13 protein-coding genes are annotated in these 13,331 nt (G+C 36.0%); 9 read left to right on the top strand and 4 right to left on the bottom strand.

Annotation, left to right across the window (positions count from 1 at the left end; genetic code table 11):
• Positions 1–37: 37 nt before the first annotated feature.
• Both cpxA and O1Q79_RS00550 read right to left on the bottom strand, forming a co-directional pair.
• On the bottom strand, positions 38–1,420 hold the full coding sequence (cpxA, locus tag O1Q79_RS00555; RefSeq protein ID WP_386692447.1) for an envelope stress sensor histidine kinase CpxA: 1,383 nt from the start codon (positions 1,418–1,420) through the stop codon (positions 38–40).
• Positions 1,421–1,453: 33 nt separating this feature from the next.
• Positions 1,454–2,212, bottom strand: coding sequence for a response regulator (locus O1Q79_RS00550; protein WP_386692446.1), 759 nt, complete (start codon positions 2,210–2,212; stop codon positions 1,454–1,456).
• Between the two features lie 164 nt (positions 2,213–2,376).
• Here O1Q79_RS00550 and upp point away from each other — a divergent pair, with 164 nt between their 5' ends.
• The 3 genes from upp (at position 2,377) to hda (ending at position 5,169) form a co-directional block, all read left to right on the top strand.
• Complete coding sequence (gene upp / locus O1Q79_RS00545; RefSeq protein WP_386692445.1) at positions 2,377–3,003, top strand: uracil phosphoribosyltransferase; 627 nt, start codon at positions 2,377–2,379, stop codon at positions 3,001–3,003.
• Positions 3,004–3,181: 178 nt separating this feature from the next.
• Complete coding sequence (locus O1Q79_RS00540; protein WP_386692444.1) at positions 3,182–4,420, top strand: NCS2 family protein; 1,239 nt, start codon at positions 3,182–3,184, stop codon at positions 4,418–4,420.
• Between the two features lie 56 nt (positions 4,421–4,476).
• On the top strand, positions 4,477–5,169 hold the full coding sequence (gene hda / locus O1Q79_RS00535) for a DnaA inactivator Hda (RefSeq protein WP_386692443.1): 693 nt from the start codon (positions 4,477–4,479) through the stop codon (positions 5,167–5,169).
• A 108-nt stretch (positions 5,170–5,277) separates the two neighbouring features.
• Here the strand turns inward: hda and purB are convergent, their stop codons facing one another.
• Positions 5,278–6,645 (bottom strand): adenylosuccinate lyase, encoded by a 1,368-nt coding sequence (gene purB / locus O1Q79_RS00530; protein WP_386693312.1) that lies wholly within the window; start codon positions 6,643–6,645, stop codon positions 5,278–5,280.
• 30 nt (positions 6,646–6,675) lie between these two features.
• Complete coding sequence (hflD, locus tag O1Q79_RS00525; RefSeq protein ID WP_386692442.1) at positions 6,676–7,287, bottom strand: high frequency lysogenization protein HflD; 612 nt, start codon at positions 7,285–7,287, stop codon at positions 6,676–6,678.
• Between the two features lie 267 nt (positions 7,288–7,554).
• Between hflD and O1Q79_RS00520 the strand changes: the two genes are divergently transcribed.
• The 6 genes from O1Q79_RS00520 to O1Q79_RS00495 are packed head-to-tail and all read left to right on the top strand — an operon-like array spanning position 7,555 to position 13,307.
• A complete protein-coding gene (locus O1Q79_RS00520; protein ID WP_386692441.1) occupies positions 7,555–8,550 on the top strand; it encodes a TRAP transporter substrate-binding protein in 996 nt (331 codons plus the stop codon).
• Between the two features lie 17 nt (positions 8,551–8,567).
• Complete coding sequence (locus O1Q79_RS00515) at positions 8,568–9,071, top strand: TRAP transporter small permease (protein ID WP_386692440.1); 504 nt, start codon at positions 8,568–8,570, stop codon at positions 9,069–9,071.
• A complete protein-coding gene (locus tag O1Q79_RS00510; protein WP_386692439.1) occupies positions 9,071–10,342 on the top strand; it encodes a TRAP transporter large permease in 1,272 nt (423 codons plus the stop codon). The genes O1Q79_RS00515 and O1Q79_RS00510 overlap by 1 nt, the downstream gene beginning before the upstream one ends.
• Before the next feature lie 3 nt (positions 10,343–10,345).
• Positions 10,346–11,362, top strand: a complete 1,017-nt coding sequence (locus tag O1Q79_RS00505) for a LacI family DNA-binding transcriptional regulator (RefSeq protein WP_386692438.1) — start codon at positions 10,346–10,348, stop codon at positions 11,360–11,362.
• A 15-nt stretch (positions 11,363–11,377) separates the two neighbouring features.
• Positions 11,378–12,316: a sugar kinase gene (locus tag O1Q79_RS00500; RefSeq protein ID WP_386692437.1), complete on the top strand. Its 939-nt coding sequence runs from the start codon at positions 11,378–11,380 to the stop codon at positions 12,314–12,316.
• A gap of 13 nt (positions 12,317–12,329) precedes the next feature.
• A complete protein-coding gene (locus O1Q79_RS00495) occupies positions 12,330–13,307 on the top strand; it encodes an NAD(P)-dependent oxidoreductase (RefSeq protein WP_386692436.1) in 978 nt (325 codons plus the stop codon).
• Positions 13,308–13,331 lie beyond the last annotated feature (24 nt).

Genomic DNA, 13,331 nt, shown 5'->3' with positions numbered 1-13,331 from the left:
ACTGATAATCCCCACGAACCAGTGGGGATTGTGTTGATTAATCTTGCCAAAGTGGCAATTTTATGACTATACGTAACCCACCTAAATGGCTTTTCTCTGCCCAAACTTCGCCTTGATGTGACTTTATTGTACTATGTACAATAGTTAATCCTAAACCCGCCCCTTGTTTTATCTGGGTACGCTCTTCATCAACACGATAGAAAGGATGAAAAATATGTTTATACTCAGACTCCGGTAATCCTTGACCATTATCATCAATCATAATGAATAGCTGATTATTGCGTAATAGAAAGCTCACTTCTATAATTGATTTAGTATATTTCAATGCATTTCTAATGACATTTTCTAGTGCCCTTGATAAACCTTCTAAATTAGCATAAATAAAACATTTTTCCGGTGATTTAATCTTTTGCTTGATACGCATTTCAATCTGTAATTCTTTAGCTTCAAAAGCAGCATCATTTAATACATTCTGATAAACCTGTAGTAGAGAAATACATTTTCGATATAGACTATTTTCCATTTGTGCCGCAGAAACTAATAACAAATCATTCATCATTTGATTTAAACGATTAGTTTCCTTCTCTATCCGCTGTAATTCCTTACTATCCCCTACTTTACGCCGAATTAATCCTACCGCTAATTGTAAGCGTGTCAATGGTGTACGTAACTCATGTGATGCTACTGACATCATATACTGTCGAGTATTAATGATATCAGCTAAAGATTGTGCCATATGATTAAAACTTTTTCCTACTTGACGAAGTTCAACCACACCAATCGTCTCCAACTCTTTATTAACCCTAAAATCGCCTAATGCCACGGCATTTGCTGCTCGTTGTAAACGTCGAATAGGTTTAGTTAAACTACAAGCTAACCACGCTAAAATGGGCGTAGAAATCAACATTAAAAGCATAATTAAAAATAAGGGATGATCAAAAATATAATTAACAATATTCTTTTGTGGATCCACATTGGTAATAAAATAAACAAAGTACGCAGATTGTTTATCTTCATCAACTAAATGTATGCTAAAAGGTCCTGCTACTAAGAGATTATAAAAAGTTCTAGACCGTGGGCGCAACACGTCATGAGAGTGATGCATAAAATCTTGAATATAACCAATTTCATTCTTTTTCGCTCCAATAATATTTCTTTCGTTATCGACTAATACTGGGCGTGTGAAATTCAACTTTTCTTCAATAAAGGGTTCCGGGGTCACTAATAAACGAGAAAATTGCCTAGTTTTCACCGCACTAACAACATCCTGATGATATTTCTTTATTTCTTTAGATGTTAAATCTACATACAAACGTGTATCTAATTGAGGTACAAAATAGGCTGCCAATAGCAATAAACCAAAAATACACCAAAACAATGCAAAAATCTTAGCTGAAAGAAAATTAATAGTAACTTTCACCATCACTCCATTTATCAAAATTTTCTTTATAAATCATATAATTACCCCCCCCCCGCATTTCTCGTCTTGATCAATATTTCTGCCTTGTTCATTATGATGGCAACAGTATTCATCCGAAATCATGACATAGCCTCGTCCACGCAGCGTCTTAAACCATAAGTCATTATTTTCTCTTGGTGGTAACTTTTTACGTAAATTTGACATATGCATATCAATCGATCTATCGAACGGAGAGAGCGTTTTACCTAATACTTTTAAACTTAAATCATCTTTAGAAACCGCTAAATTAACTCGTGAAATAATCAACTCCAAACATCCAAATTCGGTCACAGTTAATCCCAACGAATTGCCTTTATAACTTGCTTGTTTAGTAGCAGTATTTAAAATTAACCCTTCAAAATTAATAATATTTTGTGAACTCCGTGCTACACTAGCATTTGTGCGGCGTAAAATTGCTTTAATCCTAGCAATTAATTCGAGATCATTAAAAGGCTTAGCTAAATAATCATCCGCCCCTAACTCTAACCCTTGAATACGATCTAAATCATCACCTCGGGCAGTGAGCATCAATACCGGTGTATTATAATGCTTGCGAATCTCTTTTAAAGTAGTAATGCCATCCATAACAGGCATCATAATATCTAATAAAATAAGTCGATAATTATTTTCCGCTAATTTTTCCAACGCTACCTTGCCATTTTCCGCTTCATCCACACGAAATCCTTCCAAGGATAGCAGGTCCACTAATAACGAACGAATATATTGATCATCATCTACTAACAATAAACTCATTGTGTTATCTCCAAATTATTCTATTGCAAATCATTCTAATCTATTTTTGCTGAAAAAAGAAACATAAAATAAAAATTCCACTGTTAATGTGACGCAAAATATTTTAAAATCCACGAGATTTATCTATTGCAAATTATCTCGCAAATTTTAACTAAGGATCACCTATGAAAATCGTCGAAGTAAAACACCCTTTAGTCAAACACAAATTAGGCTTAATGCGTATGGCAGATATTAGCACTAAGCACTTTCGTGAATTAGCTACTGAAGTAGGTAGCTTATTGACCTATGAAGCGACCGCCGATTTAGAAGTTGAAAATGTCACCATTGATGGTTGGTGCGGTCCAGTGAATGTAGATAGAATTAAGGGAAAAAAAGTCACCGTGGTGCCGATTTTACGAGCTGGTTTAGGCATGATGGATGGCGTGTTAGAACATATCCCAAGTGCTAGAATTAGCGTAGTAGGCATGTATCGTAATGAAGAAACTTTGGAACCTGTGCCTTATTTCCAGAAATTAGCCAGTGATTTAGCAGAACGTTTAGCCATTGTGGTTGACCCAATGTTAGCAACGGGCGGTTCTATGATTGCTACCATTGATTTATTAAAACAAAAAGGCTGTAAACAAATTAAAGTACTCGTGTTAGTAGCGGCACCAGAAGGACTTAAAGCATTAGAAAAAGCACATCCAGATATTGAATTATACACGGCGTCTATTGACGATCATTTAAATGAACATGGTTATATTATCCCAGGTTTAGGTGATGCGGGTGATAAGATTTTTGGAACCAAATAATCCCGATGCCTTTGATAAACATCAAAGGCATTTTTCTGTAACCGCGGTGAAAAAAATTCTGAAAGCATTTTCAACGTTGCAAATAACTATTTGCAGCAGAGGCAACGCCCTGAACAATCCTTAAAAGGATTGTGAGTAAATCAGTGAGTTTTACACCGCACTTTAAAGTAAAAAAACTATGACAACACCTGAAATTCAAAACAAAACTAAACAAGCCTTTGTTGGCTTACAAATGTTATTCGTCGCCTTTGGTGCCTTGGTTCTGGTACCATTAATCACAGGGCTGAATGCGAATACTGCTCTATTAACCGCAGGACTGGGAACCTTATTATTCCAACTCTGCACAGGTAAACAAGTCCCCATATTCCTCGCTTCTTCCTTTGCGTTTATCGCGCCAATTCAATACGGCGTACAAACCTGGGGTATTGCCGTGACAATGGGAGGGTTAGCTTGTACTGGTTTAGTTTATATCTTATTGAGTACCTTAGTAAAATTACGTGGTGCGGCTATCTTAGAACGTCTTTTTCCACCGGTGGTAGTGGGTCCCGTGATCATCATTATCGGTATGGGTCTAGCCCCAACAGCCGTGGATATGGCGGTTGGTAAACAAGGGACTGTACAGGCCTATGAATATGATTTATCTATACTCGTGTCCTTAGTGACCTTAATCACCACACTCTGTGTCGCTGTCTTTTCTAAAGGTCTGATGAAACTTATTCCGATTATGTTCGGTATCGCTGTAGGTTATATTTTATGCCTTTGTTTAGGCTTAATTAATTTCCAACCGGTGCTTGATGCCGCGTGGTTTAGCCTCCCTGAAATCACCACACCGGAATTCAAGTTGGAAGCTATTTTATACTTACTTCCAATTGCCATTGCACCTGCCGTTGAACATGTGGGAGGTATTATGGCAATCAGCTCTGTTACAGGTAAAGATTTTCTAAAACAACCCGGTTTACACCGCACTTTATTAGGTGATGGTATTGCCACATCAGCTGCTTCATTATTAGGCGGACCACCGAATACGACCTATGCAGAAGTGACCGGTGCCGTTATGTTAACTCGCAACTTTAACCCTAATATAATGACTTGGGCGGCAGTTTGGGCTATCGCTATTTCATTCTGTGGTAAAGTAGGGGCATTTCTTTCCACCATTCCAACCATTGTAATGGGGGGGATTATGATGCTGGTATTCGGCTCTATCGCAGTAGTAGGAATGAGTACCTTAATTCGTGCCAAAGTTGATGTGACAGAAGCACGTAATTTATGTATTATTTCAGTGGTGATGAGCTTTGGTATCGGTGGCATGTTTGTGAATGTCGGCGAACTTTCAGTAAAAGGTATCAGCTTATGTGCTATTGTCGCTATTATTCTTAACTTGGTTTTGCCAAAGGCAGAAAATAAAGTAGCCGATTAAACGTATTATGTATTGGGCGTATTCCATACGCCCACTATGCTAAAAATGGATATTCAGTGCAACAACTCTCTCTCCCCATTCATCATCTTGATGATGAAACCTTAGAAAATTTCTACGGCGACAATAACCTATTGTTGCTCAATTCATTGCACAAAAATTTCCAACAATTACAACAGCCGTTTTTTTATATTTGGGGAACCAGTGGCAGTGGTAAAAGCCATTTACTCAAAGCGGTAACAAACTATATTAGTTCAGAAAGTCGGCATAGTATTTATGTGCCGTTAAGTAAATATGCTTATTTTTCCACCGCAGTTTTAGATAATCTAGAACAACAGGATGTGATTTGCCTCGATGATTTACAAGCTGTTACCGGCAATCACGACTGGGAACTGGCCATTTTTGACTTGTTTAACCGAATCAAAGAAAAAAACACCGCACTTTTAATTATCAGTAGCGACCACTCCCCTACTTCACTTCCCGTGAAATTACCCGATCTCGCATCACGCTTACGCTGGGGCGAAATTTATCAGCTCCATCCTTTAAATGAAACACAAAAGATTCAAGCCTTACAACAAAACGCCCATCAACTTGGCATAGAATTACCAGAAGAAACGGCAAATTTCTTAATTAAGCGTTTAGATAGAGATATGCACAGCTTATTTACGGCGGTGGCAAAATTAGATAAAGCATCCTTGCAAGCACAACGCAAATTGACGATTCCGTTTGTAAAAGAAATCCTGGGATTATAGATTAATGATAAAGATACAACACCTTATCACGATCTCCTCCTTAGTGAATTGGATTTAGCGTCCAACTGTTGGGGAGAAGATCAGTTTTCCTACACGCTCTTAAGCCTCTTATAACGCCTCAACCAACTTCACTGCATTCCCAATATAGCTTGCAGGCGTGAGCTGTTGTAAACGTACTTTCTCTTCCACTGGAATGTCCAGTTTTTCCACAAATTCTCGCATGGCTTGTTCATCAACACGTTTGCCACGGGTTAATTCTTTTAGCTTTTCATAAGGTTTTTCAATGCCATAGCGACGCATCACGGTTTGAATGGGTTCGGCTAACACTTCCCAGTTTTGGTTAAGTTCATCACGCAAATGTTGTTCGTTCACTTCTAATTTGCTAATGCCCTTGAGCGTTGCAGCATAGGCAATTAAGCAATAACCCAAGCCGACACCGAGATTACGCAATACGGTGGAATCGGTTAAATCACGCTGCCAGCGAGAAATTGGCAATTTTTGCCCTAAATGGCTCATCACCGCATTCGCCACCCCAAGATTGCCTTCAGAATTTTCAAAGTCAATGGGATTAACTTTATGTGGCATGGTGCTTGAGCCAATTTCCCCTGCAATAGTGCGTTGTTTGAAATGATTTAATGCAATATAACCCCACAAATCACGGTCAAAATCAATGATAATGGTGTTAAAACGCACCACGGCATCGAAAAATTCCGCAATGTAATCGTGCGGTTCAATTTGGGTGGTGTAGGGATTCCATTGAATGCCAAGGGAAGTGACGAATTCTCGACTTAATTGATGCCAGTCAATGTCAGGATAGGCAGATAAATGGGCGTTATAGTTCCCCACCGCACCATTAATTTTGCCTAACACATCCACTTGTTTTAATTGATTAAATTGACGGCGTAAGCGATACACCACATTCGCCATTTCTTTGCCGACAGTGGACGGGGATGCAGGCTGACCGTGGGTACGAGAAAGCAGCGGAATGTCTTTGTATTCGTTGGCTAAACGCGTAATTTCATCAATTAATTTTTGCCATTGTGGCAAAATCACTTCTTCACGAGCCGTTTTTAACATCAACGCATGGGAAAGATTGTTAATATCTTCTGATGTACAAGCAAAATGGATAAACTCGCTGATAGCAGCTAATTCAGGTAATGTCGCAGATTTTTCTTTTAAGAAATATTCCACTGCTTTCACATCGTGATTGGTAGTACGTTCTATTTCTTTAATACGTTCCGCATCTTGTAAACTAAAATTTGCCACAAGTTGATCGAGGTAATCGTTTGCTTGTTTTGACAAAGAAGAAACTTCACTAATTTGTGCAGTAGATGCCAATTTTTGTAACCAACGTACTTCAACGGTTACACGGAATTTTAATAGACCAAACTCGCTAAAAATACCACGTAAAGCAGTGGTTTTATCTTGATAGCGACCATCAATCGGGGAAAGGGCAGTTAACGCATTGAGTTGCATAGCATTGAAAGACATAGAGATTTTGCTCCGTTAAATAGTTTCATATAATTGTTGTGCCATATTTAGGATCTTACGGCGAGAGAATAGCAGTTGCCATTTGCTACCACCTACTTGTTGCCAAAGCATAGCCGATCGAACGCCCGCCAACAAACAGGCTCGAATACGGTTTTGAATAGATGGTTGCTGTAAATATTCCGCATTACCGAATATTTGAATCCGTTTACCCAATGGACTGAGAATATCGGTATAGATAGTAGCAATTTTTTCTAACATGGTTTCATCAAGCAGTGAATAATATTCTAATTGAGTTGGCATATATTGAATACGATGGGCGAGCTGAGATTTCGCTTCCGCATTATCTTGCAATCTGCCAGCCATTGCCACTAAGCTCAACCAATAGCGAGCGAGTTCAGGGTTTTGAGCATTTAGTTGTTCAATTAAGGTTTCTAAACCTAATTTGATATTATCCAACGAACCACCAAAAACCGCCAATGTATCAGTTGGGTGTGTTTGCAATAAACTTTTTAAAGAAACTTCTAGGGCATAGGTATTCGCTTGCCCTCGTTGTGCAAACTGTTGCACTAATCTTGCCGACTGACAAACCCCAGCTAGGGCGATAGTGATATCTTGATAATTTGCCATGTTTTTTGATGAAGATGAAGTTGGAAATTGGGGGCATAATAGCATTTTTGAGAAATGATTTAAAGGTTATGCGTTATTTTAAAGCAATATGTGGTAAACATAAAATTGGGAAATTATTGTGACACGGATCACATTTTTAAAATTTCCTTCTTGAATGTCATTTTAAATTGTCTTATCTTCTTTATGGGATCGGTTCCATAAAGCTAATTGAAAGTTGTTGTTTGTACTAATTAGCAAATCATAATATTTTTATTCCCGAGGTGAATCATGAAAAAACTCCTAATCTTATTATTGTCTCTTTTCTTGGTTGGATGTAATGAGCAAGAAAGTAAATCTGATAACAAGCCACTGAAATTAGTCGCCGCTCACAATCAAACGAATATTTCAAGTCCTTACCAAACAGGTATGTTAAAGCTAAAAGAAGTCGCTGAGAAAGATGGAAAATTCAATGTGGAAGTTCACGCCGGAACTATTGGGACGAATGAAAATGAATTAGTGGAAAAATTAGTTTTAGGGGGAGCAGATATTGTACTGGTTTCACCAGGTTTTATGACTTCCGCTGGTATTGATGAAGTAGATTTATTTTCACTTCTTTATCTCTTTAATGATTATTCCCATTGGGAGAAAGTCGTTGATAGCGATATAGGTAAAAAAATTGCTGATATTATTTATGAAAAATCAGGCAAAAAATATTATGTGGTTTCTTATTGGAGTGCTGGCGTTAGACATTGGTACGGTAAAAGACCGATTAATAATTTAGCAGATGCGAAAGGACTAAAAATCAGAACACAAACTTCAGGCGTTGTTTCCGATTTCTGGACAAGTATAGGGGCTATTCCGACTTCCGTTGCTTGGGCTGAATTATATCAAGCATTGGCGAGTAATGTGGTGGATGGTGCAGAAAATGCTTATCCTTATTTGGTGCCAATGGAACATCATAAAACCACAAATGGGAAATATATTTCTGAAACTGCTCATGATTACACGACACGCTTTATACTAATGAGAGCAAATGTGTGGGATAACTTAAATGCTGAACAAAAAAGTGTTTTAGAAGCGGCATTATCTGAAGCCACTCATGCCGAAAGAAATGCCATTTATCATGAGGAATCCCAATATAAAGAAAAAGCGATTCAAGATGGTGCAATTGTTAATACATTAGATGTTTCTGACTTTGCTAAAATTGCTAAAAGCATTCAAGATAAATGGGCTGAGAAATATCATATGACTGAAATTCTTCAACAAATAAGAGCTGTTCAATAAATTTATGGAATTATCCTATGAAAAATGCGGTTAATTATCTTGAGAAAATTCAGCTCTATCTAGGTACCTTATTTTTGGTTATTTTTGTTGTGACCACAATTATACAGGTCACAACCAGATATCTTGGAATAAGTGCGACTTGGACAGAAGAAATATCGGTGAATGCGTTTATTTGGTCTATGTTATTAGGTGCATCAGTGATGGTAAGAAAGAAAAAACATTTCAGTTTTGACTTTATTGCAAGTGCATTAAATCATAAATACTTACCATGGCTGATTATTTTACAAAATCTCATTATGCTCATATTTTGTCTATTATGTGTAGTATATAGTAGTGAAATTACTAATACATTTTGGCATTCACGCTGGATCAGTTTCCCTAGCTTAAAACAGGGTTATGTTTGGTTAATATTACCGATTACTTTTCTTAGCATGAGTATCTATCTTATTGAAGATTCAATTAACCAAATATTGAGCTTGAATAATTGTAGTAGTACAAACAAGGCGAAAGGAGAAATATAATGTCTATTTTAATCGTCACAATTCTATTTATATTGTTGGTTATTATAGGGATTCCAATTGCATTTTCCATTTCTATTTCCGCATTAATTGGAATCATGATGATTGACGGTATTCCCAATATGATGATTCCAATGAAAATGTTCTACGGATTAAATTCCTATGTATTACTGGCGGTTCCACTTTTTATTCTCACCGCAACGATTATGAATCAAGGAAATATTTCAAGAAAATTAATTGATTTTTCTTTGGGAATAGTCGGGAGATGCCCTGGTGGATTAGGGCATGCGAATGTTATGGTATCAATGCTATTTGCGGGTGTGAGTGGTTCATCTCAAGCGGATACCGCTGGAGTGGGAAAAATACTGATTCCAAATATGATTGAAAAAGGGTATAGCAAAGAAATGGCTGTTGGCGTAACAGCCGCTTCATCCACCATAGGGGGAATTATTCCCCCAAGTATTACCATGGTAATTTATGGTGGGCTAACCAATTCTTCCGTAGGTAAATTATTTATTGGTGGAATATTACCTGGTATTCTCATCGGACTTGGTATGATGGGTTATGTTTATAATATTGCAATTAAACAGAATCTACCAAAAGAAGCGAAAATGCCTTGGGGTATATTTCTACAATTATTTAAAAATTCTATACCTGCCTTAATTACGCCACTTATTATTGTGGGGGGGATCGTTTTTGGTGTGTTTACTCCAACAGAAGCGGCAGCATTTTCAGCTATTTACGCTTATTTTGTGAGTGCTTATTATTACAAAACCATTAGTTATAAAGATCTACCGAATATTCTGATTGAAACACTAAAACTAAGCTGTTTATCTCTATTTGCATTAGCCGCCGCTTCTGCCTTGGGCGAATTTTTAGGTTATTTTAGAATTAACATTGCTGTTGCGGAATTTTTTAATAATCTTGGTGGAGATAAATATGTATTTTTAGGTTTGGTGATCCTATTTTTTCTCTTTATTGGTACTTTTATGGATGCTATCCCTGCCATGGTATTATTTGTCCCTGTGATATATCCTGTGGCTCAACTTCTTGGTATTGATGCAATTCAATTAGGTATAATCATCATTATTACATTATCTATTGGGCTTGTGACACCACCTTATGGTCTTTGTCTGTTAATTGCTAGTGTGATTGCTGATTTACCAATTGGCAAATCGTTTAAAGCCTCATTACCGTATTTAATTATTATTGCCATTATTTTGGCTATAATTGTATTTTTTCCAACTATATTATTAACGGAGTTATTAATTTAATTTATGCCACAACAGAAAGTAACCATTAAAGATGTTGCTCAATTAGCAAAGGTAGGTAAAACAAGTGTATCTCGCTATTTAAATGGTGAATTTCATGTGTTATCTGATGATATCCAGCATAAAATTTCGGATGCAATTAAGCAACTGAACTACCAACCTAGCCAGATAGCACGAAGTATGAAAGGAGGGAAGACAAAGCTGATAGCCGCTGTTTTTACGGATATTAGCAATCCTTATTCTATTGATATTATGACAAATATTGAAAAATCTTGCCGAGATAAAGGGTACACTTTATTAGTTTTTAACATATCTAATAAAATAGAGCAAGAAGAGGATATTATACAATCTTTATTAAGTTATCGTGTAGATGGTGTCATCATTCAGTCCTTGCGACTGAATAATCCACTTTTTAGTAAATTGCCTATGCCAATAGTATCTATTGATAGACCGATAGATGACTTTCATTGTGATATTGTGGCATTAAATCATGTGAACGCAACTCAAATTTTGATTAATCATCTGTTAGATAAGGATTTTGAACGGATCTTATTTATTACTCAAAATATAGAAGAAAGCAAAACAAGGGCGTTAAGAGCTAAAACGTTTAAAGAGTATATTGAGAGTCAACATAGTAATCTTGGAGAGATTATAGAAATAGATGATATTAATAATATTGAAAAAATCATGGATTATATCGCATTATTTTGTAGAAAAAATACGAACTATAAAAAGGCAATTATCACAAGTAATGGTATTACGACACTTTCTACGTTACTTGCATTGAAAAACATGAATCTTATCTCTGGAAAGGATATTGGTCTGGCTGGCTTTGATGACACTCCTTGGTTGTCAATTGTTGAGCATGGTATCACGGTTTTAAAACAACCTACGGATAAGATTGGTAAAAAAGCCTTCGATATGTTGTTTAGTAGAATAAATAATGATATGTCAGAATATACTACAATCTTATATGAAGGTGAATTGATTGTTAGAGGATCAACATTAACTGTTGAGGAATAATATAAAGGATAAAAAATGATAAATTTAGATGTAATTACTTACGGTGAAGCGATGGCAATGTTTGTGGCTGATGATTTAGGGCATTTATCTGAAGTTAACCATTTTACTAAGCGAGTAGCAGGAGCGGAATTAAATGTGGCAACAGGATTGGCTCGGTTAAACTTTAATGTCGCTTGGTTAAGCCGAGTAGGTAATGATTCTTTTGGTCAATTTGTATTAAATCATTTAACAAAAGAAAAAATTAGTCACGATCTTGTGGTGACCGATAATGATCATCCAACAGGTTTTTTAATTAAATCTAAAGAAATAAATGGAAAAGATCCAAAAGTAGAGTATTTTCGTAAAAATTCTGCGGCAAGTTTTCTGTCAATAAATGACTTCTCAAAAGAACATTTCCACAACGCTAGACACCTACATTTAACAGGGATTTTGGCAGCCTTATCAGAATCGTCTTATCAACTTTCATTATATACTTCAGATTTTATGAGAAATTTAGGAAAGACTGTTTCTTTTGATCCTAATTTAAGACCATCATTGTGGAAAAGTACAGATGACATGGTGCATAAAACAAATCAACTGGCGTTCAAGTCAAATTGGTTCTTACCTGGTATAGAAGAAGGGAGAATACTGACATCGTTAAATGAGCCTGAACAGATAGCGGATTTTTATTTAAAAAATGGGGTTGAAATAGTCATTATAAAATTAGGAAAAGAGGGCGCCTATTTTAAAGATAAAAATCATCATCAAAATATTATTCCTGCTCAACTAGTAGAAAATGTGATTGATACTGTGGGGGCTGGAGATGGGTTTGCTGTTGGTATAATAAGTGCTTTATTAGAAAAGAAATCTATTGAAGATGCTGTGCGTAGGGGGAATTATATTGCGTCATTAGCAATCCAATCCGTCGGAGATAGTGATGGATTACCTAACAGACAACAATTAGGCAATTATTAATTAGAGAAATAAAATGAAAAAGAATGTAATTCTATATAAAAATATTCCCGAAGAAAAACGGAAGATTTTAGAGCAAGAATTTAATTTATTTTATTTTGATGGTATAAATGAAGATAATATAAAATCTTTTTTGAGAGTATTAAAAATTGCTGATGGCATGATTGGGGCAAGTAAAAAAATTCCTAAAGAATGGATAGAGCAAGCACCTAATTTAAAAGCGATATCAACGATTTCAGTTGGTTATGATAACTTTGATTTAGATATTCTTAATCAACGCAATATCAGACTAATGCATACCCCTGATGTATTAACGGATACCACAGCCGATACCATTTTTATGTTATTACTAATGACGGCTCGCCGAGCTGTTGAATTATCTTTACTCATTAAAGAGAAAAAATGGAATAAAAGTATTGGTTCTCAATATTATGGTAATGATGTTCATCATAAAACGATTGGTATTGTTGGAATGGGGAGAATTGGTAAATCTGTTGCTCAAAGAGCTTTTTGTGGCTTTAATATGAAAATCATCTATACCAGTAATAGAAGAAATACGGAGGCAGAACAATTATTTCAAGCAACTTACGCTTCCCTAGATGAGTTATTAATTCAATCTGATTTTGTTTGTTTGACTTTGCCATTATTACCAACCACAGAAAAACTCATTTCAAAAGAAAAAATAAATTTAATGAAATCATCGGCTATTTTAATTAATGCTTCTCGTGGCAAAATAGTCGATGAAAAAGCATTAATTGAGGCATTAAAAAATAAAACCATTAAAGCGGTAGGATTAGATGTATTTGAAGTTGAACCTTTATCGTTGGATTCTCCTTTATTGGCGTTAGATAATGTCGTTTTATTACCCCATATAGGGTCTGCTACACAAGAAACACGAAACTTAATGGTTGATTGTGCAATTAATAATCTTATTATGGCTTTAAAACCTGACAAGCCTAAAAAGAATTTAGTGAATATTATGCAAGTAAGCTGACCAACTGATTAGAATTTTACGCAA

It is taken from the genome of Lonepinella sp. MS14434, assembly GCF_042468235.1.
Classification (GTDB): domain Bacteria; phylum Pseudomonadota; class Gammaproteobacteria; order Enterobacterales; family Pasteurellaceae; genus Lonepinella.
Note: the sequence above shows the minus strand (reverse complement) of the source record. Positions and strands in the feature narration are given on the sequence as shown.

Bases quoted from the DNA above. Each gene is read 5' to 3' on its own strand.
- upp (WP_386692445.1), top strand. From the start codon at position 2,377: ATGAAAATCGTCGAAGTAAAACACCCTTTAGTCAAACACAAATTAGGC.
- O1Q79_RS00500 (WP_386692437.1), top strand. From the start codon at position 11,378: ATGATAAATTTAGATGTAATTACTTACGGTGAAGCGATGGCAATGTTT.
- O1Q79_RS00540 (WP_386692444.1), top strand. From the start codon at position 3,182: ATGACAACACCTGAAATTCAAAACAAAACTAAACAAGCCTTTGTTGGC.
- O1Q79_RS00515 (WP_386692440.1), top strand. From the start codon at position 8,568: ATGAAAAATGCGGTTAATTATCTTGAGAAAATTCAGCTCTATCTAGGT.
- O1Q79_RS00495 (WP_386692436.1), top strand. From the start codon at position 12,330: ATGAAAAAGAATGTAATTCTATATAAAAATATTCCCGAAGAAAAACGG.
- O1Q79_RS00510 (WP_386692439.1), top strand. From the start codon at position 9,071: ATGTCTATTTTAATCGTCACAATTCTATTTATATTGTTGGTTATTATA.
- O1Q79_RS00520 (WP_386692441.1), top strand. From the start codon at position 7,555: ATGAAAAAACTCCTAATCTTATTATTGTCTCTTTTCTTGGTTGGATGT.
- hflD (WP_386692442.1), bottom strand. From the start codon at position 7,287: ATGGCAAATTATCAAGATATCACTATCGCCCTAGCTGGGGTTTGTCAG.
- O1Q79_RS00505 (WP_386692438.1), top strand. From the start codon at position 10,346: ATGCCACAACAGAAAGTAACCATTAAAGATGTTGCTCAATTAGCAAAG.
- purB (WP_386693312.1), bottom strand. From the start codon at position 6,645: ATGCAACTCAATGCGTTAACTGCCCTTTCCCCGATTGATGGTCGCTAT.
- O1Q79_RS00550 (WP_386692446.1), bottom strand. From the start codon at position 2,212: ATGAGTTTATTGTTAGTAGATGATGATCAATATATTCGTTCGTTATTA.